The sequence below is a fragment of the Thiocapsa sp. C2-2m genome (assembly GCF_041903745.1).
Classification (GTDB): domain Bacteria; phylum Pseudomonadota; class Gammaproteobacteria; order Chromatiales; family Chromatiaceae; genus Thiocapsa; species Thiocapsa roseilacustris.
Window position 1 is genome coordinate 188,754 of the sequence record NZ_JBBWVD010000003.1, and the last position, 20,964, is coordinate 209,717.

Annotated in this window: 24 protein-coding genes; 21 read left to right on the forward strand and 3 right to left on the reverse strand. The window is 61.8% G+C overall.

Annotated elements, in window-relative coordinates; all coding sequences use genetic code 11:
- Positions 1-33: 33 nt before the first annotated feature.
- From pufA (AADX97_RS03475) to AADX97_RS03490, 4 genes are all read left to right on the forward strand, one after another.
- A complete protein-coding gene (gene pufA, locus AADX97_RS03475) occupies positions 34-300 on the forward strand; it encodes a light-harvesting antenna LH1, alpha subunit (RefSeq protein ID WP_374231607.1) in 267 nt (88 codons plus the stop codon).
- A gap of 163 nt (positions 301-463) precedes the next feature.
- Positions 464-610, forward strand: coding sequence for a hypothetical protein (locus AADX97_RS03480; protein ID WP_374231608.1), 147 nt, complete (start codon positions 464-466; stop codon positions 608-610).
- A 195-nt stretch (positions 611-805) separates the two neighbouring features.
- The gene (locus AADX97_RS03485) at positions 806-1,924 is read left to right on the forward strand and encodes a methyltransferase (RefSeq protein ID WP_374231611.1); all 1,119 of its coding nucleotides are present in this window, start codon (positions 806-808) and stop codon (positions 1,922-1,924) included.
- A 159-nt stretch (positions 1,925-2,083) separates the two neighbouring features.
- Positions 2,084-3,490 (forward strand): BCD family MFS transporter, encoded by a 1,407-nt coding sequence (locus AADX97_RS03490; protein WP_374231613.1) that lies wholly within the window; start codon positions 2,084-2,086, stop codon positions 3,488-3,490.
- Positions 3,491-4,046: 556 nt separating this feature from the next.
- Here the strand turns inward: AADX97_RS03490 and pufA (AADX97_RS03495) are convergent.
- From pufA (AADX97_RS03495) to AADX97_RS03505, 3 genes are all read right to left on the reverse strand, one after another.
- Positions 4,047-4,289 carry a light-harvesting antenna LH1, alpha subunit gene (gene pufA / locus AADX97_RS03495; protein ID WP_007191977.1) on the reverse strand — a complete coding sequence of 81 codons (243 nt, stop codon included), beginning with the start codon at positions 4,287-4,289 and terminating at the stop codon, positions 4,047-4,049.
- Between the two features lie 33 nt (positions 4,290-4,322).
- Positions 4,323-4,466, reverse strand: a complete 144-nt coding sequence (gene pufB / locus AADX97_RS03500; protein ID WP_007191978.1) for a light-harvesting antenna LH1, beta subunit — start codon at positions 4,464-4,466, stop codon at positions 4,323-4,325.
- Between the two features lie 247 nt (positions 4,467-4,713).
- Complete coding sequence (locus AADX97_RS03505) at positions 4,714-6,618, reverse strand: FAD-dependent oxidoreductase (RefSeq protein ID WP_374231614.1); 1,905 nt, start codon at positions 6,616-6,618, stop codon at positions 4,714-4,716.
- Between the two features lie 316 nt (positions 6,619-6,934).
- Between AADX97_RS03505 and crtY the strand changes: the two genes are divergently transcribed.
- The 17 genes from crtY to pufA (AADX97_RS03590) all read left to right on the forward strand — a co-directional run bounded on the left by crtY (position 6,935) and on the right by pufA (AADX97_RS03590) (position 20,893).
- Positions 6,935-8,107: a lycopene beta-cyclase CrtY gene (gene crtY / locus AADX97_RS03510; RefSeq protein WP_374231615.1), complete on the forward strand. Its 1,173-nt coding sequence runs from the start codon at positions 6,935-6,937 to the stop codon at positions 8,105-8,107.
- A gap of 168 nt (positions 8,108-8,275) precedes the next feature.
- Entirely contained in the window at positions 8,276-8,866 is a 591-nt protein-coding gene (locus AADX97_RS03515) for a hypothetical protein (protein WP_374231616.1), read from the forward strand.
- 288 nt (positions 8,867-9,154) lie between these two features.
- A complete protein-coding gene (locus AADX97_RS03520; RefSeq protein ID WP_374231617.1) occupies positions 9,155-10,021 on the forward strand; it encodes a polyprenyl synthetase family protein in 867 nt (288 codons plus the stop codon).
- A 167-nt stretch (positions 10,022-10,188) separates the two neighbouring features.
- A complete protein-coding gene (locus tag AADX97_RS03525) occupies positions 10,189-10,383 on the forward strand; it encodes a hypothetical protein (RefSeq protein WP_374231618.1) in 195 nt (64 codons plus the stop codon).
- A gap of 95 nt (positions 10,384-10,478) precedes the next feature.
- The gene (bchC, locus tag AADX97_RS03530) at positions 10,479-11,432 is read left to right on the forward strand and encodes a chlorophyll synthesis pathway protein BchC (RefSeq protein ID WP_374231619.1); all 954 of its coding nucleotides are present in this window, start codon (positions 10,479-10,481) and stop codon (positions 11,430-11,432) included.
- A gap of 71 nt (positions 11,433-11,503) precedes the next feature.
- Positions 11,504-12,427, forward strand: coding sequence for a chlorophyllide a reductase iron protein subunit X (locus tag AADX97_RS03535; protein ID WP_374231780.1), 924 nt, complete (start codon positions 11,504-11,506; stop codon positions 12,425-12,427).
- On the forward strand, positions 12,420-13,916 hold the full coding sequence (gene bchY / locus AADX97_RS03540; protein ID WP_374231620.1) for a chlorophyllide a reductase subunit Y: 1,497 nt from the start codon (positions 12,420-12,422) through the stop codon (positions 13,914-13,916). Before AADX97_RS03535 ends, bchY begins: the two co-directional genes overlap by 8 nt.
- A gap of 25 nt (positions 13,917-13,941) precedes the next feature.
- Positions 13,942-15,381 carry a chlorophyllide a reductase subunit Z gene (bchZ, locus tag AADX97_RS03545; protein WP_374231621.1) on the forward strand — a complete coding sequence of 480 codons (1,440 nt, stop codon included), beginning with the start codon at positions 13,942-13,944 and terminating at the stop codon, positions 15,379-15,381.
- Between the two features lie 925 nt (positions 15,382-16,306).
- On the forward strand, positions 16,307-16,450 hold the full coding sequence (gene pufB, locus AADX97_RS03550; RefSeq protein ID WP_007191989.1) for a light-harvesting antenna LH1, beta subunit: 144 nt from the start codon (positions 16,307-16,309) through the stop codon (positions 16,448-16,450).
- An 80-nt stretch (positions 16,451-16,530) separates the two neighbouring features.
- Complete coding sequence (gene pufA, locus AADX97_RS03555) at positions 16,531-16,743, forward strand: light-harvesting antenna LH1, alpha subunit (protein WP_007191990.1); 213 nt, start codon at positions 16,531-16,533, stop codon at positions 16,741-16,743.
- Positions 16,744-16,858: 115 nt separating this feature from the next.
- Positions 16,859-17,695, forward strand: a complete 837-nt coding sequence (pufL, locus tag AADX97_RS03560; RefSeq protein ID WP_374231622.1) for a photosynthetic reaction center subunit L — start codon at positions 16,859-16,861, stop codon at positions 17,693-17,695.
- Between the two features lie 16 nt (positions 17,696-17,711).
- Positions 17,712-18,686 carry a photosynthetic reaction center subunit M gene (pufM, locus tag AADX97_RS03565; protein ID WP_374231624.1) on the forward strand — a complete coding sequence of 325 codons (975 nt, stop codon included), beginning with the start codon at positions 17,712-17,714 and terminating at the stop codon, positions 18,684-18,686.
- Positions 18,683-19,765 (forward strand): photosynthetic reaction center cytochrome PufC, encoded by a 1,083-nt coding sequence (gene pufC / locus AADX97_RS03570; protein ID WP_374231625.1) that lies wholly within the window; start codon positions 18,683-18,685, stop codon positions 19,763-19,765. The genes pufM and pufC overlap by 4 nt, the downstream gene beginning before the upstream one ends.
- A 195-nt stretch (positions 19,766-19,960) precedes the next feature.
- Positions 19,961-20,107 (forward strand): light-harvesting antenna LH1, beta subunit, encoded by a 147-nt coding sequence (pufB, locus tag AADX97_RS03575; RefSeq protein ID WP_007191994.1) that lies wholly within the window; start codon positions 19,961-19,963, stop codon positions 20,105-20,107.
- Positions 20,108-20,190: 83 nt separating this feature from the next.
- Positions 20,191-20,325: a light-harvesting antenna LH1, alpha subunit gene (gene pufA / locus AADX97_RS03580; protein WP_374231628.1), complete on the forward strand. Its 135-nt coding sequence runs from the start codon at positions 20,191-20,193 to the stop codon at positions 20,323-20,325.
- Positions 20,326-20,458: 133 nt separating this feature from the next.
- On the forward strand, positions 20,459-20,602 hold the full coding sequence (gene pufB / locus AADX97_RS03585) for a light-harvesting antenna LH1, beta subunit (protein WP_374231629.1): 144 nt from the start codon (positions 20,459-20,461) through the stop codon (positions 20,600-20,602).
- A gap of 87 nt (positions 20,603-20,689) precedes the next feature.
- Positions 20,690-20,893, forward strand: a complete 204-nt coding sequence (gene pufA, locus AADX97_RS03590; RefSeq protein WP_374231631.1) for a light-harvesting antenna LH1, alpha subunit — start codon at positions 20,690-20,692, stop codon at positions 20,891-20,893.
- The last annotated feature ends 71 nt before the right edge of the window (positions 20,894-20,964 follow it).

The following is a 20,964-nucleotide window of genomic DNA, read 5'->3' on the forward strand; positions in this document are numbered from 1 at the left end:
TGCACTGTCTAACGTCTAATTAGGAGAGATACCATGCAAGTTCCTTATCTGATGGCCGACCCATCCATTGCGAAGCCTGATCATCCAGAAGAAGACTGGAAAATTTGGACCGTGATCAACCCGGCCACCTGGATGGTCCCGTTCTTTTTCATCCTCTTCATTCAGATGTGGATGGTTCACTCCTACGCGCTGAGCCTGCCGGGCTACGGCTTCAAGGATTCGGCGCAAGCCGCGGTTGACGCTCGCACCGCCGTCGTCGTCGAGCAGGTCCAAGGTCAGCAGATTGCACAGGTCCAATAAGACCCTGCTTGATGCGGAGCGTTTCACGTCAAACTGAGCCGCTCGCTGGACGAGATCTTAGATCGTCCGCTTTGGCGCCAAGCCAAGGATCATGACACAGGGACGTGGTAAACAGCGCCCGTAATGGGCGCTGTTTTGTTTCGGGGGGGTTGCGGTGAGGCTATTGCTGCTTGGCGTCAGCGTGTCGCAATGCACCGAGGAGGCCTGGCTGCTGTCGCCTGATGATCCGGTGCGCAAGTGGCTATACAATCTCTGCCATGTGATCAATCACCTGAATGCCTTCGGCGGCGGCGACCTGAGCCGGGCCTAAGGCACGATCGCGCGCCTGCTTGCGGTGCTGCGCCGAGACCATCGGCAAGCAGGGCGAGCGCCGGCCTTCTTTCGCTTTCGTTAGGGTTATGTTAAAACCCCGCCGCTAACGGGGCGAGTCCAGCAGTGTCGCCCGTCCGTCCCAGCCCTATACGCTTCTTTTCTATCGCCAGGTTCAACTCGCGAAGGTATCCAGTTGCAACTTCCATTTATCGAGCGTTGGCGCGTTTGGCGCGATCGCAAGCTCGCTAGCCCGAGCTTTCAGCGCTGGGCAGCGGATTTCCCGTTGACCAGGCACGAGGCATCAAAGCGTGCCCGAGCACTGTTTGATATCACCGCCGGCTTCGTCTATTCCCAAATCCTCTATGGATGTGTCGAGCTGGGGCTCTTTGACGAGCTGGCCGATGGTCCGCGTAGCGCCGATGAGCTGGCCAGTAAGATGGGTATGACGCCGGCGGCGGCAGACCGCTTCTTGCGCTCGGCGGTCGCGATCGATCTCCTGGAGCGGCGCGGCAATGGTCGTTACGGGCTCGGCAAGCTGGGGATTGCAATGCCGGGCAATCCGGGGATCGCGGCCATGGTGCGTCATCATCGCATGCTGTATCACGATCTCGATGACCCGCTCGCGCTGTTTCGCGGCGAGCGCAGCGAGACCGAGCTGGGGCGCTACTGGTCTTACGCAGGCTCCGCAGACCCCGCGGCCGATGGTGACGAGCGGGTGGCGGAGTACAGTTTGTTGATGTCGGCGTCGAGCGGCTTCGTCGCCGAGGACACGCTCGATGCCTTCCCCCTGAGCGACTATCGCTGCTTGATGGATGTCGGTGGTGGCGAGGGTCGGTTCTTGTTGCAGGCGGCCCAGCGCTGGCCGCACCTGCAGTTGCGTCTGTTCGATCTGCCCGCGGTCGTCGACCGGGCCCGTGAGCGCTTCCGCGATGCCGGAATTGAAGGCCGTGCCGAGGTCTTCGGCGGTAATGTGAAGGTCGATCCGCTACCGCGAGGGTCGGACATCATTTCTTTGGTGCGCGTGATCCTGGACCATAACGACGACGGCGCGATGGCCATTTTGCGTGCCGTTAGGGCCGCACTCGAGCCGGGCGGTACCCTGATCATCACCGAGCCGATGTCGGAGACGCCGGGGGCCGAGCCCGTCGGTGACGCCTATTTCGGCCTCTATCTGCTGGCGATGGGCAGCGGGCGCACACGTCCGCCGCGCGAGCATCGTGCCATGCTGCAAGCCGCAGGATTCGACCAGATTCGCTTCGTCCGCACGCGCCGGCCGCTGCAAACTCGGCTCGTCGTCGCCAAGGCGGCTTGAGCGCAGGACAGGCCATTGCGGGGATGTCGGCAAGGCGCTGTTCCGCCTTGTGCCCCATCCTCGCAGCCGTCCGTCGTCGGAAATGGGGTCGTTTTGTTGCCTGTGCCGGGCATCGATCATGCGGATGATGCACGCAATAAGCCTGCCTTGGAGTGAGCTATGAATCGCCTGACCAAGTATCTCGTGACCCTTCCCTTTGCCGATGCCGGGACGACCGAGCTGCCGCTGCGGCGGATCTTGCGTCTGTCGCTATTTCAGATCTCGGTTGGCATGGCGATGGTGCTGCTGTTTGGCACCTTGAACCGCGTCATGGTGGTCGAGCTGGGTGTGTCGGTCTGGTTCGTCTCTCTGATGGTGGCCTTGCCGCTGGTTTTCGCGCCGTTGCGTGCGTTGATCGGGCATCGATCGGATTACCATCATTCGGCGTTCGGCTGGCGTCGCGTGCCCTATATCGCGCTCGGTAGCATGCTGCAGTACGGCGGCTTCGCGATCATGCCGTACGCGATCCTGATCCTCTCCGATGAAACCAATAATCTGGTCTTCGTCGGACAGTTCTTTGCCGGAATCTCGTTCCTGATGGTCGGGGCAGGGCTGCACATCGTGCAGACCGCTGGACTGGCCTTGGCGACTGACCTGGCGCCGCGTGAGAAACGGCCGCGGGTGGTTGCGCTACTCTATTCGATGCTGTTGCTCGGGATGGTGGGTAGTGCGCTGCTGTTTGGTCATTTGCTCGAGGACTTCTCGCACGAGAAGCTGGTCAGGGTGGTCCATGCCGCTGCCTTGGCCACCATCATCATGAATCTGATCGCGGCTTGGAAGCAGGAATCGATCGATCTGAAACGGGCGGTGGCCAATATTCCGCGACCACCTTTCCGTGAGACCTGGAACGAGTTTCTGCGCGGCGGTTATGCGAGTCGGCTTCTGATTGTTGTTGGCTTAGGCACCGCCGGTTTCAGCATGCAGGAGATCCTGCTTGAGCCTTACGGCGCGCAGGTGCTGGGGTTGACGGTTGCGCAAACCACCTCGCTGACCGCGATCCTTGCCGGTGGCGCCTTCATCGCCTTTGCCTTGTCGGGCTATGTCCTAAGCCGCGGCGGAAACGCTTATCAGCTGGCCAGCATAGGCGCCTTGGTTGGTGTCTTCGCCTTACTCCTTGTGATCCTTGCGGCAACCGTGGAGTCGGCCTTGGTGTTCCGGGTCGGCACCGCGCTGATCGGCTTCGGGACCGGTTTGTTTGCGGTCGGCACCCTGACCGCGGCGATGGAGCTTGCCGAGCGCGGCCACGTTGGACTGGCGCTCGGTGCCTGGGGAGCGGTTCAGGCAACAGCGCAAGGTGTGGCGATTGCTCTGGGCGGCGCGCTGCGTGATCTGGTCTCGGCAATGGCTGTCGCTGGAACCTTTGGACCCGGCGGGGCAAGCTCGTCATTCGGCTATCGTGTCGTTTACGGTATCGAGATCCTATTGCTGCTCGCTGCGTTGGTCGTTTTGATTCCGCTGCTGTTGCGTCGACGTCGGGATGGAGCGAGCAGTGCCCCCTCGCAATTCGGCTTGGATCAGATGCCGTAGGTGATTTCCGGAAAAGCATCTACCGGTAGAGCCGGAGCCAGGAACAGTGGTCGAAGGCTCTACTCGTTGTCGTAATCGTAATCGTAATCGGATTCCGGCCAACCACGAACACGACAACGACAACGATAATTTCTGCGACGGTTTGCTCAAGACTGAGGGCTAAGGCGAATTCCGGAAACCTTCATGCCAATGGCGTAGGTTGTGCCGAGCCGTGCGAGGCACAACCAACCGTCGGCGCAAGTTGTGCTTCCTATCGTCAGCACAACCTACGGGTATGGAAGTTTGCGGAAATCGCCTAAGGGGGTTCGATGCCATCCAGGTATGCGCAGTCGGGATGACTATTCTCGGGCTTTGACCTTCAAACGGGTGGAGCGCGGTGGTTTGGATCTGGTAAAGGAAGCGAGGATCGATGTGAATCTGAGTGAATCGTAAGAGGGTCGCGAACGAGGAAGGCCGTGAGGCGGAAACGTCAGGAGGGAGGTGCGATCGTTTAAAGCCACTAACCGCGGCGCCCTCGTTGCGAGGGCTGGACCGCGGTCAGCAATGCGTCTGGCGCTTATTCGGCCTGCGGTGCAGGCGCGACAACCGCGACTGGCGCTGCAACTCGCACGGAATCCTTGAAGCCGTAGCCCGGCAGGCTCAGCGCGTAGGAGTGGACCATCCACATCTGAATGAACAGGATGAAGAAGAACGGGACCATCCAGACGGCCGGATTGATTACGGTCCAGATCTTCCAGTCTTCTTCTGGATGATCAGGCTTCGCAATGGAAGGGTCGGCCATCAAGTAAGGAACTTGCATGCAGTGTCTCCTTGTCGAGTTTGGGCTAGCGGGTTAGAACCAGGGCTGATAGACCCAAGTCACCACATGAACGACGGTGGCGATTGAGACCCAACTCCATACGCCATGCTTCCAGTGCTCATGAAACTCTTTTGCTTGCTCGTCGCTCAGGCCCGAGAGATTCTTGGCTTCGGCCATCGGAAACGCTCCTGTAAAGGTCGTGGTTCAGGTGCTGTCCGGCACATCGCTGCGCCGTGTTTCATGTGTGGAAGAGTCGATGCCCGCCCCGATACAGTTGCTGGTGTTTCCTCAATCCACGGTTGTCATTCTAACCTGACATCTCTGTGTGTCAAGGTCGATTTACATAAGTTTTTAGTGGTTTTCGTCAACTCAACTTAACTGGAAGCGCCGGCCCGCAGTTTACGGCCGCGAGCCAGGCGATGACCTAGAGTGCGAGTGGTCCTTTGGGGTCGACGGTCGGGATCGGATTCTCGCGCAGCCCTTCGGCGACGAGAACCTGATTGGCTGCCATACGGCCGGTCATGGTCGCCGCCTCCATCAGGTTGGCCGGCACCTCGAGCCGCAGGTAGTCGCCGGCGAGGAACAGATTATCGATGGGTGTTTGCACGCCTGGGCGCCCTGCATAGTCGCCAGGCGCCCAGCGCGGGAAGTTCTCCTGCATCGTGTAGATGTCGTAGATGATCTTGGCGCCCTTGAGGGCCGGGATCAGCTCGTCGAGCTCAGCGCGCATGATGCGCTTGATCTCGGCCTCGTCGATGACGTTCTCCGGCTCGACCGCATAGGCATGCAGCTCGATGATCGAACCCGTATGACGACGCGCCCAGTCTTCCGATTCGGGCTGCATTTGTGAGTAGATCGCGATCGAGTCGGTGTAGCGCCAGCCGCTGACGGTATAGAAGGGAACCGCCATCGGCGGGCATTCGCCGTCGAGCCAGAGTCGCCAGACGATGTAGGGATCGGCGACGCCGAGGCGCTCGACGCTGCTCACCAGCTCGGGGCTTGGGAGTTCGGACTGGGCGATGATGGCTTTGACACCGGGCACATCGCAGGCCAGCACCACATAGTCTGCCTCCAGCTCGATGTTCGATTGCTCGGGGCGAGCGCTGAGCTTGACCTGCCCGTCGGGTATGGGAGTGGCGTCGAGTTCGACTAGAGGGACGATGGTTGGTCCAGCCGTGGGAACGCCCTTGCTGTCGTACTTGGCGCCATGGCATGGGCAGGCGAAGCCGCCCGTGGCGGCATCGAGGCCGACCGGGCAGCCCATGTGGGTGCAACGCCCGGAGACCCCCTGGATCTCGCCCTGCGCGTCGCGCTTGGCGTAGTAGAGGTTGGGGCCGTTCCAGAAGGGGGTCCATTCCGTGCCGATGGCGGCGGCATCGATGCTGTGCTCGGCGCCGAGGATGGCACCGGGACGTTTGAGGATAATCTTGCTGATGCGTCCATCATGCGCGACCAAGCGATCAACCTCCGCCCCGGTAGTGACGCGGACACCAAGCTCGGTGAGGGCGTTGGTCAATGGGGTGATCACCGAGGTCATGGCATCGTCGATGGTTTGGTTGTAGCCCATGCCATCGGGATTGCCGAGGAAGAAGAAATGGAAGAACTTGATGCCCTCGGCGGTCGAGTAGCGATGAAACTGGTTGAAGGAGGTGTGCGCGAAGGGCTCGATGATGGTGTCGACCATCGGCTTGTTGACGCGTTCGCAGAAGGTCTTGAAGTCGAGGTCGTCGAGGCGCGCGAAGGTCTTCTCCGGATCGTAGCGCATCACCTCGTAGAGCCGGCCGGTTGGGTTGTTGAAGTCGAGCAGTGAGACCGACTTGGCTTGATTGACGACGGCGAAGAGGTTGAATGGGAACAGGGTCGTGGTGTTGGTGAAGCTCTCGGTGCCTTTGGCCGGGTCTTTGAAAATCACCGGGTAATCCAAGACCGGCTTGAAGTTGTCGCGCAGGCCGTTCTCGGCGAGTAGCCCATTGAGGTTGTAGTACTGATTGAAGAAGCCATGAAAGCCGTGCTCCGTGGCCATGGTCTCGCCGTTCACGTCGACATCCCAGCCCGTGAGCCGCCCACCAAGGTTGCTGGAGCGCTCGACCAGGGTGACGTCGAAGCCGCGCTTGGCGAGCTCATAGCTCGCGGCAATGCCGGCGAGTCCGCCGCCGACCACCACCACCCGCTTGCGTGTGCTCGGGCTCAGTGGGAGCGCTGCATTATTGTCGGAGGCAAAGGGCAGGGTAGAGCGCCGCGGCTGGATGGCGTACAAGCCAGCGGTGCCGAGCGCGGTGCCGGCGACGGTGATGAGCCCTACATTTCGAATGAAGTGGCGACGGTGCATGGTGTTCTCCGGAACGATGAAGCAGTGTGCGGGATAGGGTCTCGATGCCGCTGCCGCCGTGCGCCGCAGGCAGGCATGATCCGAACCCGGACAGGATGAGAGGGGTGTGAGGAGGATTGCATCGAAGGCTATCGACAGCTCAAGCAGGGGCGCAGACGGTGATCAAGCAACCATCGGAGTAGGCTCGAGGGCGCTACGAGTCTGTTGCGAAAATGGTAGTATACGCCCCCCTGAGCACCGAGCCCAGTACGGACAGAGCTCGCGATCCCGATCCGTTTCCCCCTTCCCTCCGCTCCAAAACCCCGAGATCATAGCCATGACCACCCAGGTACAACTGCGGGCCGACGCCGATTATCTGCTTGTCGGCGGTGGCCTTCAGAATGCACTCATCTTGATGGCCCTCGCCCGGCGCCGGCCAGATGCGTCGATCATCTTGCTTGAGCGCGACGCCGGAATCGGCGGCAATCATATTTGGTCCTTCCAAGCCCGCGATCTGCCGGAGTCGGCCTTCGATTGGGCCGTCCCGCTGATCGAGTATGAGTGGCCGGGCTATCAGCTGTTCTTCAAGGAGTCCTCGCGTTGGGTCAAGGGGGCTTATCGATCGCTGAGCTCCGATCATCTCGATCGGGTCGTGCGTGCTGTCGCCGACGCGTCATCGCGGATTGAGCTGCGGTTTGAAGTCGAGGTGCGCCGGGTGCAGGCCGAGGAGGTCGAGCTTGCCGATGGCTCACGGTTGCGCGGGCGCCTGGTGATCGATGCGCGCGGGCCGGAGCAAGGCGGTCATAGCCCGGGCGGGGGCTATCAGAAGTTCGTTGGTCTCGAATGCCGCCTCAGCCGTCCCGCGCCGACGACAGTGCCGATCCTGATGGACTCACGCTGTCGGCAGCGCGATGGCTTTCGCTTCTTCTACATCCTGCCCTTCGCTGCCGATCGGGTGCTGATCGAGGATACTTATTTCTCCAATCGCCCGGATCTGGATGTCGATGCCATCAAAGCGTCCATTTTGGCCGAAGCGACTGATTTAGGCTTAGAGGTCGACGCGGTCTTGCGCACCGAGGTCGGCGTCTTGCCGATGCCGGCACTCAGCACCTTTCATCCTAAGTCCCGCGGGCCGATCGTGGCGGGCTATGCCGGGGGTTGGTATAATCCGAGTACGGGCTATTCATTGGCGGCGGCCTCGCGCTTAGCCGAGCATCTGTCGAAAACGCCCTTCGACGAGCTCTTTGGTCGTGATTGGCGTCGCATGACGCGCTACTTGCGCTTCCAGTCGATCTTCCTTGCCGCGCTGAATCTGCTGATGTTCCGCTGGTTCCATGACGATAAGCGGCGGCGCTTGATGGAGCGCTTCTATTTGCTGCCAGACGCGGTTATCCACCGGTTCTTTGCGATGGAAACGACCTTGGTCGATTGGTGGCGGATCATGTACGTCGGTGCCCCTTGGACACCAAAGGGCTGGGGGCGCCGTGCGCGGACCCCGGAACAGCCCTAATCATTCTTCTAAACCGCGCCAGCTCCGACAGTTGTCGGAGCTGGCGCGGCCGATCCACTCCAACAAATGACGCATACCGCACCGGGCGCGGTTTAGTCAGCGTTTACTGCACGACTGCGCGCAGCAGTCGTTGGGCGGTCCTGCAACCATCACGAGAGAGTGTCTGTCATGACAGAATCCGCGGCCGATTGTCGGCCTATTCCATTCATCCTGGTCTTCGTCATCGCCGCACTGGCGATCTTGCTCGGCGTCTACGCGGTGCCCGAGTCCTTCAGTCTGGCCGTTTTTGATGCACAAGCGATCACCAAGGCGGCCATCTATCTGGGCGCGACCATGCTGATGATGTGCTATGTCGATGCCTTTCGCTCGCGGTGTCTGCGTGGCTTCGTCACCATTGCCTTGGTTTTGCTTGCGCTTGGCTGCGCGGTCCCTTTCTTCGGCAGCGAGCGCGCGTTATGGGGACCTCTCCAGCATGGGGCCATCAACAGCCTCTATCTACTTGTGGGGCTGCTGGCGTTCCTGCATTTTTCTCTGCATACCATGCCCAGTGCCTGGCGGCAGAGCCTGACGCCAAGGCGCTCCGACTTGATCGGCGCAGTGCTCGTGCTTGGTGTTGCCTTGTATCGCGATTATGACCCGAGCTTAGGGGTGGCAAAGAACCTTGTCGAGCTCGGGGCGACCGGGATCGCCATCTTGGTGGGGGCGTTGTTGTGTACCCTGTTGATGCGGCATCGTGCACGGGGGCTCGCGCTGGTCTAGTGCCGCAGAGTGGAAGTCTTGATACCCTCACAAGCTGATACAGGCGACCATCCTTCGCGCCGGCGAAATCGCCAATCGCCTCGCTGATACGCTCTTCGTCGGCGTAGAGGTCGAAGCGCTCATGCTCGCTCCAAGCGTGGCGTGCTAAGATCTCGATCGGTTCGAGCGTCAGGATGATGGCCTCTATGCTGATTTGCATTTGACGCCGTTGGCGTCCGTGTCTATTGTACATGACACTACGAAGTGTCAACTAAAATTTACAGATCGGCGGTGACCGGGGGAGCGGCGATGGATCCAACCACGCGAATCGAGCAAGCATTGGCAGCGGCCTTGGAGTCGGTGACGACGTCGTCCTGTCCGCCCAGGCTTGCAGAGGCGGTTCGCCATGCCGTTTTCCCGGGCGGTGCGCGCGTGCGACCGAGGCTCTGCTTGGCCGTCGCTGCGGCGTGCGGCAGCCGCGATGTCGAGGCGGCGGATGCGGCGGGCGCCTCCATCGAGCTGCTGCACTGCGCGTCTCTGGTCCATGACGATCTGCCCTGTTTCGACGACTCCCCGTTGCGCAGGGGTTTGCCCTCGGTCCATCGGGCCTACGGCGAGCCGCTGGCCGTGCTGGCCGGCGATGCGCTCATTGTCCTCGCCTTCGAAAATTTGGCCCGCGTCCTCGGCAACAACCCCGAGCGTTTGGCGCCCCTTCTGATGACCGTCAGCCGTGCCGTCGGGATGCCGACCGGCATCGTCGCCGGGCAGGCCTGGGAGTGCGAGCCCAAGGTGTCGGTCGCAGATTATCACCGGGCGAAGACAGGCGCGCTCTTTGCCGCTGCAACCGCCGCCGGCGCTCAAGTGGCCGGCGCCGATGCCGATGCCTGGCGGGTGGTCGGCGACAAGATCGGCGAAGCCTATCAGGTCGCTGATGATCTGCGCGACGTCGCCGCCAGCGCGCAAGAGGTCGGCAAGCCGGTCGGGCGCGATGCAGTGCTCAATCGTCCGAGCGCTGCCGGCGAGCTCGGCGTGGACGGTGCGGTTGCGCTGCTTCGCGGTCTGGTCAAGGGCGCCATCGATGCGATCCCGCCATGTCCGGGGTCCGCGCAGCTTGCCGATGTCCTGATGTCCGAGTCGCGCCACATCATGCCGAAGGGTCTCGCCGATCGCGCTTAAACCGCGCCCGTTGAGATATGCGAAGTTTGTCGGATTGGCTTGGCCGCGCCAGCTCCGACGACTGTCGGAGCTGGCGCAGTTTAAGGCATTAAAAAGATTAAGATTTAACTCTTAAATCGCGTCTCGCCGAGATCGAGGATATCCCCAAAGCCAAACCCAAAGTGAAAATGACCCCATTTCGCTCGATTTGCCTGCTGCGCGCAGCGGTCAGTTTGCGCCTGGTCGCCATGGGCGGCGGGCGTTCGCGTATCCCCTTGGGGATCGAGAAGATGCTGAGGATCAACATCTTCGATCCGGTGCGTTTAGTGCCGACCGCGGGGCCGAGCCTGACGCGTCTGTTGGCCGCGACCCGGATGGCGTGAGGTCCTCTCGATGGAAAAGTCCGGCAGCTTCTGCCTGACGCGGTTGAGTTGGGTTAAACTCGAACGCCTTTGATTGCCATTGTCAGGGTCGAACATTGAACCTCGATACCCTCGCCGTCGTTCTCGATCAGCCTGAATCCCTCGCGCTCAAACCGCTGACGCTCACCCCGCCGGGCGACGCGGATGTCATGGTCGCGATTGAATGGAGCGGAATCAGCACGGGCACCGAGCGTCTGCTCTGGTCCGGGCGCATGCCGAGCTTTCCCGGCATGGGCTATCCCTTGGTGCCCGGCTACGAATCGGTCGGCCGTGTGACTTGGGCCGGAGACCGGTCGGGTCTCGAGGTCGGGCAGCGGGTCTTCGTGCCCGGGGCGCGCTGCTACAACGAGGCGCGCGGTCTGTTCGGCGGAGCGGCCTCGCTGATCGTGCTCCCCGGCGAGCGGGCCGTGCCGGTCAGCGATGCGCTCGGGGAGGATGCCGTTCTGCTCGCGCTGGCGGCGACCGCTCATCACGCGATCGGCGGCCTGAATGCCGGCCCCGTCGACCTCATTATCGGACACGGCGTGCTGGGTCGCCTGGTGGCGCGGATCGCTGCACTCATCGAAGGCGCTCGCCCCACGGTCTGGGAAACCAATCCGGAACGTGCGCGAGGCGCCGAAGGTCACGGCTACCAGGTCGTCGCGCCGGATCAAGACCACCGCACCGACTATCGGCGCATCTGCGACGTCAGCGGCGACTCGGGGATCCTCGATACCCTGATCGCTCGGATGGCGCCGGGCGGGGAGGTCATCCTGGCCGGTTTCTATAGCCAGCCCCTGTCCTTCTCGTTCCCGCCGGCCTTCATGCGCGAGACGCGCATCCAGGTCGCCGCCGAATGGCGTCCGCCGGATATCGTCGCGGTCAAACAGCTGGTCGATTCGGGACGTCTGTCGCTCGACGGGCTCATCACCCATCGCGAGCCCGCAACCCGTGCCGATGCGGCCTATCGCATCGCGTTCGGTGATCCCAACTGTCTGAAAATGATCCTGGATTGGAGATCGATCTCGTGAGTGTATCCGTCAAGAGTCCCGCATTGGTGCCCGGGCGCCAATCGACCAAGGATCCGGTCGGCGCACCCTCGATCGCCACGCCCGCCATCAAGGAGACCCAGATCATCGCGATCTACGGCAAGGGCGGCATCGGCAAGAGCTTCACGCTAGCCAACCTCTCCTACATGATGGCGCAGCAGGGCAAGAAGGTCCTGTTGATCGGCTGCGACCCCAAGAGCGACACCACGACCCTGCTGTTCGGCGGGCGTGCCTGTCCCACCATCCTGGGAACCTCGGGCGAGAAGAAGCGCGCCGGCGACAAGGTCAGCATCGGCGACGTCTGCTTCAAGCGCGACGGTGTCTTCGCGATGGAGCTGGGCGGTCCGGACGTGGGTCGGGGCTGCGGCGGTCGCGGCATCATTCACGGCTTCGAGCTGCTCGAAGGCATGGGCTTCCACGAGTGGGACTTCGACTATGTCCTGCTCGACTTCCTCGGCGACGTGGTCTGCGGCGGCTTCGGTCTGCCGATCGCGCGCGATCTCTGTCAGAAGGTGATCGTGGTCGGATCGAACGATCTGCAATCCCTCTATGTCGCCAACAACGTCTGCTCCGCGGTCGAGTACTTCCGTGGACTCGGCGGCAACGTCGGCGTGGCGGGTATGGTGATCAACAAAGACGACGGCACCGGCGAGGCTCAAGCCTTTGCCAAGGCGGTCGAGATCCCGATCCTGGCGACTATCCCGGCGAACGACGAAATCCGCCGCATGAGCGCCAACTACGAGATCATCGGCCGACCGGGCGATCGCTGGGGTCCGCTGTTCGAAGAGTTGGCGACCAACGTGGGCCTGGCGCCCCCGATTCATCCGAAACCCCTCGATCAGGACGGCCTGCTGGGTCTCTTCACGGGCGATGTGGTCGGCCGTCATGTGGTGCTCGAGCCGGCGACGGCCGAGGACATGTGCAGTGCTGCGACCTTCAAAAAACCCTCGCTCGAGGTGATCTACGACGATGTCTGAGCCATCCGAGCGCGAAGGGCCGATCGGGGATCGCTCGGCCGACGCGGGGGAGGGGAGCGGCTGTCACGGTGGCGCCGAGACCTTGCACGCCGCTGCGGTCGCGTCGGGAAACCGCGAGTTGTTGGAGCGGTTCGCGAAGGACTATCCGAAGGGCCCGCACGATCAACCCCAGACGATGTGCCCGGCGTTCGGCGCCTTGCGCGTCGGGCTGCGGATGCGGCGCACGGCCATGGTGCTCGCCGGCTCGGGCTGTTGTGTCTACGGTCTGACCTTCACCTCCCATTTCTACGGCGCGCGTCGCTCGGTCGGCTATGTGCCCTTCGACTCGGAGACGCTGGTCTCGGGCGCACTCTTCGAGGACGTGCGCGAGGCGGTGCTTAAGCTCGCCGATCCGGAGCACTATGATACGGTCGTGGTGATCAACCTCTGTGTGCCGACCGCCTCGGGGGTGCCGCTGCGTCTCCTGCCCAAAGCGCTCAACGGCGTGCGCATCCTCGGTATCGACGTACCCGGATTCGGGGTGCCGACCCATGCCGAGGCGAAGGACGTGCTCGCCGGTGCCATGCTGCAATATGCACGCACGGAAGCTGAGCAAGGCCCGGTGCAGGCACCGCGCGGCGGTCGCAGCGAGCGGCCGACCGTGACCCTGCTCGGGGAGATGTTCCCGGCCGATCCGGTGGGGATCGGGATGATGCTTGAGCCGATGGGGCTGGCACCCGGGCCGGTCGTGCCGACCCGCGAATGGCGCGAGCTTTACGGGGCGCTCGATTGTCGGGTTGCCGCGGCGATTCACCCTCAGTACGCCGCGAGCGCACGCGAGTTTGCTCTGGCGGGTCGCCCCGTCGTCGGCTCGGCACCGGTCGGGTGCGAAGGGACCGCAAGCTGGCTCGATGCGATCGGAGCGGCCTGCGGGATCGCACAGGCCAAGGTCGATCTGGCCAAGAACAAGATCCTGCCGGCCATCGCCGGTGCCCTCTCGGGCAGTCCGATCAAGGGCCGGGTGACGGTCTCCGGCTACGAGGGGTCCGAGCTGCTGGTCGCGCGTCTGCTGATCGAGTCCGGCGCGGACGTCCCCTATGTCGGCACCGCCTGCGGGCGCACCCCCTGGTCCGAAGCGGATCTGGCCTGGCTGGAGTCGCGCGGGGTGCCGGTTCAGTTCCGTGCGTCGCTGGAGCAGGACATCGCGGCGGTGAAGGCGCTGGAGCCGGATCTTGCGATCGGGACCACGCCGGTCGTGCAGGCGGCCAAGGAGATGAGCATCCCGGCGCTCTACTTCACGAATCTCATCTCGGCGCGTCCGCTGATGGGTCCCGCGGGTGCCGGTTCTCTGGCGCAGGTCATCAATACGGCGCTGGCCAACCGGCATCGCTTCACCGCCATGCGCAGCTTCTTCGAGGGCGTGGGCGTGGGTGAGACCTGCGGGATCTGGGATCAGCCGCCCGTTTCTGTCGCCGCGCCCGTCCCATCCCCAGTCGTCAAGCCGCTATGAGTCCGGTCACGAGGACGTTTTACCCATGTTGATCAACGACCTCGACCGCGCCGGCGGTTATTGGGGCTCCGTCTATGTCTTCGCGGCCATCAAGGGCCTGCAGGTCATCATCGATGGTCCGGTCGGCTGCGAGAACCTCCCGGTGACCGCCGTTCTGCACTATACGGACGGGTTGCCGCCGCACGAGCTGCCGGTGGTCGTCACCGGTCTGGGCGAGGAGGAGCTGGGCCAGAAGGGCACCGAGGAGGCGATGCGTCGCGCCTACGCCACACTGGATCCCAAGCAGCCCGCCGTGGTTGTGACCGGATCGATCGCCGAGATGATCGGCGGCGGGGTGACGCCCGAAGGGACCAACATCCATCGTTTCCTGCCGCGCACCATCGACGAGGATCAGTGGCAGAGTGCGAATCGCGCCATGTACTGGCTGTGGAGCCAGTACGGCCTGAAGAAGGGCGGGATGCCCAAGGCCAAGCCGCGCAAGCCGGGCGAGCCCCCGCGCGTGAATATCATCGGACCCATGTACGGGACCTTCAACACCCCGTCCGATCTCGCCGAGATCAGGCGGCTGGTGGAAGGGATCGGGGCGACGGTCAATCAGGTCTTCCCGTTGGGCAGCCATCTCGATCTGGTGCCCGAGCTAGTCAATGCAGATGTCAACATCTGCATGTACCGTGAGTTCGGGCGCAGCCTCTGCGAGGCGCTGGAGCGGCCCTATATCCAGGCCCCGATCGGCCTGCACAGTACAACCAAGTTCCTGCGTACCCTCGGAGAGCTGCTTGAGCTGGATCCGGAACCCTTCATCGAGCAGGAAAAGCACACGACCATCAAGCCGATCTGGGATCTCTGGCGATCGGTGACACAGGACTTCTTCGGCACGGCCAGCTTCGGCGTTGTGGCCACGGACACCTATGCGCGGGGCTTGCGTCATTTCCTCGAAGACGAGCTGGGTCTGCCCTGCCATTTCGCCTTCTCGCGCAAGGCCGGCGTGAAACCGGACAACGATGTCGTACGCGAGGCGGTGCATAAAAAGACGCCGCTGATCGTCTTCGGAAGCTACAACGAGCGTATGTATCTGTCCGAGGTCGGCGCACGCGCGACCTATATCCCGGCGTCGTTCCCCGGCACCGTGATCCGTCGACATACCGGCACGCCCTTCATGGGCTACTCGGGCGCGACCTACATCGTCCAAGAGGTCTGCAACGCACTCTTCGACGCGCTCTTCAACATCATCCCGCTCGGAACCGATCTCGACAAGGTCGATGCCACGCCGGCCCGGTTGCATCGCGAGCTGCCTTGGGACGAGGACGCACTCGCCGCGTTCGACCGGATTGTCGAGGCCCAGCCCGTCTTGGTGCGGATTTCGGCCGCCAAACGCCTGCGCGATGCCGCCGAGCGGGCCTCGCGCAATGCGGCCGACGACCGCGTGGGTCTCGAGCGCGTGCTTGAGGCGCAGCGCTCGGTCTAGTGCAAGGGTTCAGAAATTCCGAGACCGTCCGAGATCATCTTAGGCGAATACCGGAAACCCTCATACCAACAGCGTAGGTTGTGCCGAGCCGCGCGAGGCACAACCAACCGTCGGCGCGAGTTGTGCTTCCTATCGTCAGCACAACCTACGGGTATGGAAGTTTGCGGAAATCACCTTAGTTGTCGTTGTCGTAATCGTAATCGTAATCGTAATCGTAATCGTGGTCGTATCGATCGTCGACAACGACAAGGAACGTCCCGACACCTCTGCCGTGCTGCACGAGGCGCTCAAACGATCTCGGGAATTCTACAGCGGACCACGAGTCGCCTGACCCGCCCGCACTCGAGCGGGCCGGTCGGCGGCGGTGTCTCTTCCTCCCTTTCCTTCTCTGCGCGTCGGATCGGCAGGCGCCCGCCTGTCGACCCTTCCGGCCCTGTTTATCAAGCGATCTCTCCTTCGACTCTGCGACCCCGGGACCGGTCCCGACCCGCGAGTTGTCCGCGCGCAACTGCGGCGCAAAAGAGGTGTAAATGTAGATTGACATCTACGTCAGTCAAGCTAGACTGACACCTAAATCCAGCCACCCCGCAAGGCTTTCGTGCCGCACCCGTGAGACCCGACCTAAACAATCCGCGATTCGTAGCACCGAACGTTACGCCGTTTGCGTCGCTCAAGACATCCTTCGAGGTCGAGGTCCACGGGCAAGGTGCGCTGCGGGGCGAAGCCGGGTCTTGTTCGTCGGTCGGGGGCTTCGCCTCGCTCGGCATAGGTTGTCCGTCCCCGATTGAGGGGCGGTGGAATCGAGAGCCTGCCCGGACAATCCGGTTGGCTTCTCCGTCGCGGTCCGTTGGTCCGCGACGAAACCCCCGCCGCACGGGGTCGGTGCGGCGTCACTTAGGTTCATCTCCTACTGGAGGATCGATCAATGGCTGAAAACACCAGCATGTCCGGCGTGACCGAAGAAGAAGCGAAAGAGTTCCACGGGATCTTCGTGCAGAGCATGACCACCTTTTTCGGAATCGTGATCGTTGCGCACATCCTGGCATGGCTGTGGCGCCCCTGGCTGTAACGGCAACCCATTCAGCGCTGGCGCCCGAGGGTGCCGGTCGCAAGATGATCTAACTCGTACTGATTCGAGGAGAAATGAATATGATCTCGACTGAAAGCTTGTGGAAAATCTGGCTGATCATGAATCCACGCCCCATCCTGATCGCCCTGTTTGGGTTCCTGCTCGTCTTGGCCCTAGGCATTCACTTGGTCCTGCTCAGCACTGCAGACTTCAATTGGCTCGAAGACGGCATCCCGGCCAAGTCGGCGGTCAGCCAGATGCAAGTGACGCCGGTTGTGCCGCAAAGGCAATAGCGTCCTTTACGGGGGTGGCAGGGGAGGCTGGACCCATTGGCCAGGCCCCACCTACCGCCGACAGTGCTAAGAGGAGGCAGCCGAATCGGATGCCTCCCCAGCAGAGGATTTTACGATGGCCATGCTCAGTTTTGAGAAAAAATACCGCGTCCGTGGCGGGACGCTGATAGGGGGCGACCTATTCGACTTCTGGGTGGGGCCGTTCTATGTCGGCTTCTTTGGAGTCTCGGCGTTCTTCTTCGCATTGTTAGGTACGCTCTTGATCGTCTGGGGCGCCACCCTCGGTCCGACGCCTGAGCTGCAGACGTACAACATCTGGCAGATCAACATCGCTCCCCCGGATCTCAGCTACGGGCTAGGAATGGCGCCGCTTGATCAGGGCGGTCTTTGGCAGTTCATTACAGTCTGCGCGATCGGGGCATTCGTCTCCTGGGCGTTGAGGCAGGTCGAGATTTCCCGCAAGCTCGGAATCGGTTTCCACGTCCCCTTCGCCTTCAGCTTCGCGATCGGTGCCTATGTCACGCTCGTGGTGATTCGTCCCATCTTGATGGGCGCGTGGGGTCATGGCTTCCCGTACGGAATCATGAGCCACTTGGACTGGGTTTCGAATGTGGGTTACCAGTACCTGCACTTCCATTACAACCCGGCCCATATGCTCGCAATCACTTTCTTCTTCACCACGACTCTGGCGCTGGCGATGCACGGCTCACTGATCCTGTCGGTGACTAATCCCAAGAAGGGCGAGCCGGTCAAGACCGGTGAGCACGAGAACACCTTCTTCCGGGATCTGATCGGCTACTCCGTCGGCGCACTTGGTATCCATCGCCTGGGCCTCTTCCTGGCGCTGAGTGCAGTCTTCTGGAGCGCCGTCTGCATCGTGATCAGCGGACCCTTCTGGACGCGCGGCTGGCCGGAATGGTGGAACTGGTGGCTTGAGCTTCCGCTCTGGTAGGGTCTAGGAGACAACAATGGCTGAATATCAGAACATTTTTACAAGCGTGCAGGTGCGCTCTCCGGCTTACCCCGGAACGCCCATGCCGAAAGGCAATCTGCCGCGTATCGGCACGCCGATCTTCTCCTACTGGGCAGGCAAGATCGGCGACGCTCAGATTGGTCCCATCTACCTCGGATTCACCGGTGTTGCATCCTTGCTCTTTGGCTTTATCGCCATCGAGATCATCGGCTTCAACATGGCGGCTTCCGTGAATTGGAGCCCGATCGAGTTCGTCAAGAACTTCTTCTGGTTGGCGCTTGAGCCGCCACCACCGTCCTACGGCCTCAGTATCCCTCCTTTGGGTGATGGCGGCTGGTGGCTGATCGCCGGTTTCTTCCTGACCACCTCCATCATCCTTTGGTGGATCCGGACCTACAAGCGTGCTGCGGATCTGGGTTTAAGTCAGTGGCTGTCGTGGGCGTTTGCAGCGGCGATCTTCTTCTATCTAAGCCTGGGCTTCATTCGCCCGGTGTTGATGGGAAGCTGGGCGGAGGCAGTGCCTTTCGGTATCTTCCCTCACCTTGACTGGACCGCGGCCTTCTCGATCCGATACGGGAACCTCTATTACAACCCGTTCCATATGCTCTCGATTGCCTTCCTGTATGGCTCGGCCCTACTCTTTGCCATGCATGGTGCGACCATCCTCGCCGTCAGCCGGTTCGGAGGCGATCGTGAGATCGACCAGATCACGCATCGCGGCACGGCATCGGAGCGGGCAGCACTCTTCTGGCGCTGGACGATGGGCTTCAATGCCACGATGGAATCGATTCATCGCTGGGCTTGGTGGTTCGCGGTCTTGACGGTTATCACCGCCGGCATCGGGATTCTCCTGACCGGCACGGTGGTCGACAACTGGTATCTGTGGGCCGTGAAGCATGGCGTCGCTCCCGTCTACCCGCTTGATGGCGGCATTGTGGATCCGACGCTGTTGCAGGGGGTTTCGCAATGAAGATGGCTAATTACAGGTCGATCCCGCTCGCCGCTGTTGTCGCTTCGGTTTTTGTTGCCGGCTGTGAAGTGCCGCCTCCCGAGACCGTCCAACTGGGTTACCGCGGTCTGGCGATGGAGCACGTCCAAAACCCCGGCAATCTGGCTCGAAGTTTTAAGGCGAACCAGCCCCCCGAGGCGATTCCGGCGGCACCGCCAGGTGGACCGAAGGTCTCCGAGGTCTATGAGAATGTCCAGGTCCTGAGCGATCTCACCGTTGCGGATTTCACCCGTCTGATGGTGGCCGTAACGACTTGGGTCTCTCCGGAGCAGGGATGCAACTACTGCCACGTTCCCGGCAACTGGGCGTCCGACGACATCTATACGAAGGTCGTATCGCGCAAGATGTTCCAGATGACGCAGCAAGCCAACTCCGCTTGGAAGGACCATGTCGCGGATACGGGCGTCACCTGCTACACCTGTCATCGCGGCAAGCCGGTACCCGAGTATGTCTGGACGACCGATCCGGGTCCGAATCTGCCCTCCGGTGTGGCTCCGACGGGCCAAAACATCGCGGCGTCGACGGTTGCCTATGCGTCTTTGCCGTTCGACCCCTTCACGCCCTTCCTCGATCAGGCAAACGAGATTCGGGTGATCGGCGATTCGGCCCTGCCGAGCGGCAATCTGGCTTCGACCAAGCAGGCGGAGTGGACCTATGGATTGATGATGTACATGTCCGACGCACTCGGCGTCAACTGCACCTTCTGCCACAACAGTCGCTCCTTCTTTGCCTGGGATCAGAGCACCCCGCAGCGGACCACCGCCTGGTATGGGATCCGGATGGTGCGTGAGATGAACCAGGAATACATCTGGCCGTTGAACGAGGTGTTGCCCGAAACACGAAAGGGTCCGTTGGGCGATCCCTACCGTGTGAGCTGCGTGACTTGCCATCAGGGCGCTTATAAGCCACTTTACGGTGCTCAGATGCTCAAGGACTACCCCGCACTTGCAGGTCCGACCCTGATTGCGGTGCCCGAGGAAGCGGCTCCGGTCGAGCCCGCGGCAGAAGCAGCGCCCGCGGAGGGGCTGAAGCAGTTGTGAGCAAGTCGGCCGGCTCGGCTGGCCGGAAAGGCAAGGATGCCAAAAGGCAGCGCCTGATTCCGGTCCGGCGCATAGCGGGTGAGATGATTCAGCAGACCGCACCCTTATCCTGCCGCTCGCAACCGTCAGGTTGCTCAGGCTAGGGTATAACACCTGATAGGGAAAGGGTCCCGGTCACAAGGCGAGGAGCTATCGATGACCAACCGGAACGTCACGACATCGGGTCTGACAGAAAACGAGGCGAAAGAGTTTCATGGCATCTTCGTGTCGAGTTTCGTCACCTTCACATCGATCGTGGTCGTTGCGCACATCCTGGTTTGGTTGTGGCGTCCTTGGCTTTAACCGAGGCGGCGGGCGTCAAATGATGACCCACCGGGCGTTTGCTGACACAGCAAGTCCCATCTTTTAGACACTGGAGTTTGAAAATGCACAAAATTTGGCAGATTTTCGATCCGCGTAGAGCACTCTCAGGCTTGCTTGGATTCCTGCTCGTCCTGGCGTTGTTGATCCACTTTATCCTGCTCAGCAGTCCTGCCTTTAACTGGCTCGGTGGCGTTTAGTCCGGTGTTCGCATCGGGATCGTCCGCATTGGCCTTCGAGACCTATGGGCGATCCGATCCAATGTGGTTCCCGCCGCGGGGAAGATCGCGGTAACGGCCAACTGGCCAAAACATGACAAGTGAGGGTAATTCCATGGCTGAAGAGAAAAGCATGTCCGGGCTGACCGAAGAAGAGGCGAAGGAGTTTCACGGCATCTTCGTGCAGAGCATGTCCGGATTCGTCGGGGTTGCTGTCTTTGCTCACATCCTTGCCTGGTTCTGGCGCCCCTGGCTGTAGTCGAGCGCCTTAGACTCGCGATGGATTCCGACGGGAGGAGCGCAGCGATCTGCGCCGTCCCGGCCTATGTCTTTAGGAGATTAACTCATGCATAAGATTTGGCAGATCTTCGATCCGCGCAGAACACTGGTTGCTTTGTTCGGTTTCCTGTTGGTGCTCGGGCTGTTGATCCACTTCATTCTGCTCAGCACGGCCGACTTCAACTGGCTGTCCGACGGCGTGCCGGCTTCCGGTAAGGCTGCCGCTGTGACGCCTGCGGCACAGATGGCTCCCCTGCCTGCCGGCCGTTAGATCAGGCGGCGAGTTGCGATCTCGGGCGGGCGGCGTGCAACGCGGCCCCCGCCCGAGATCGCAACGCACGA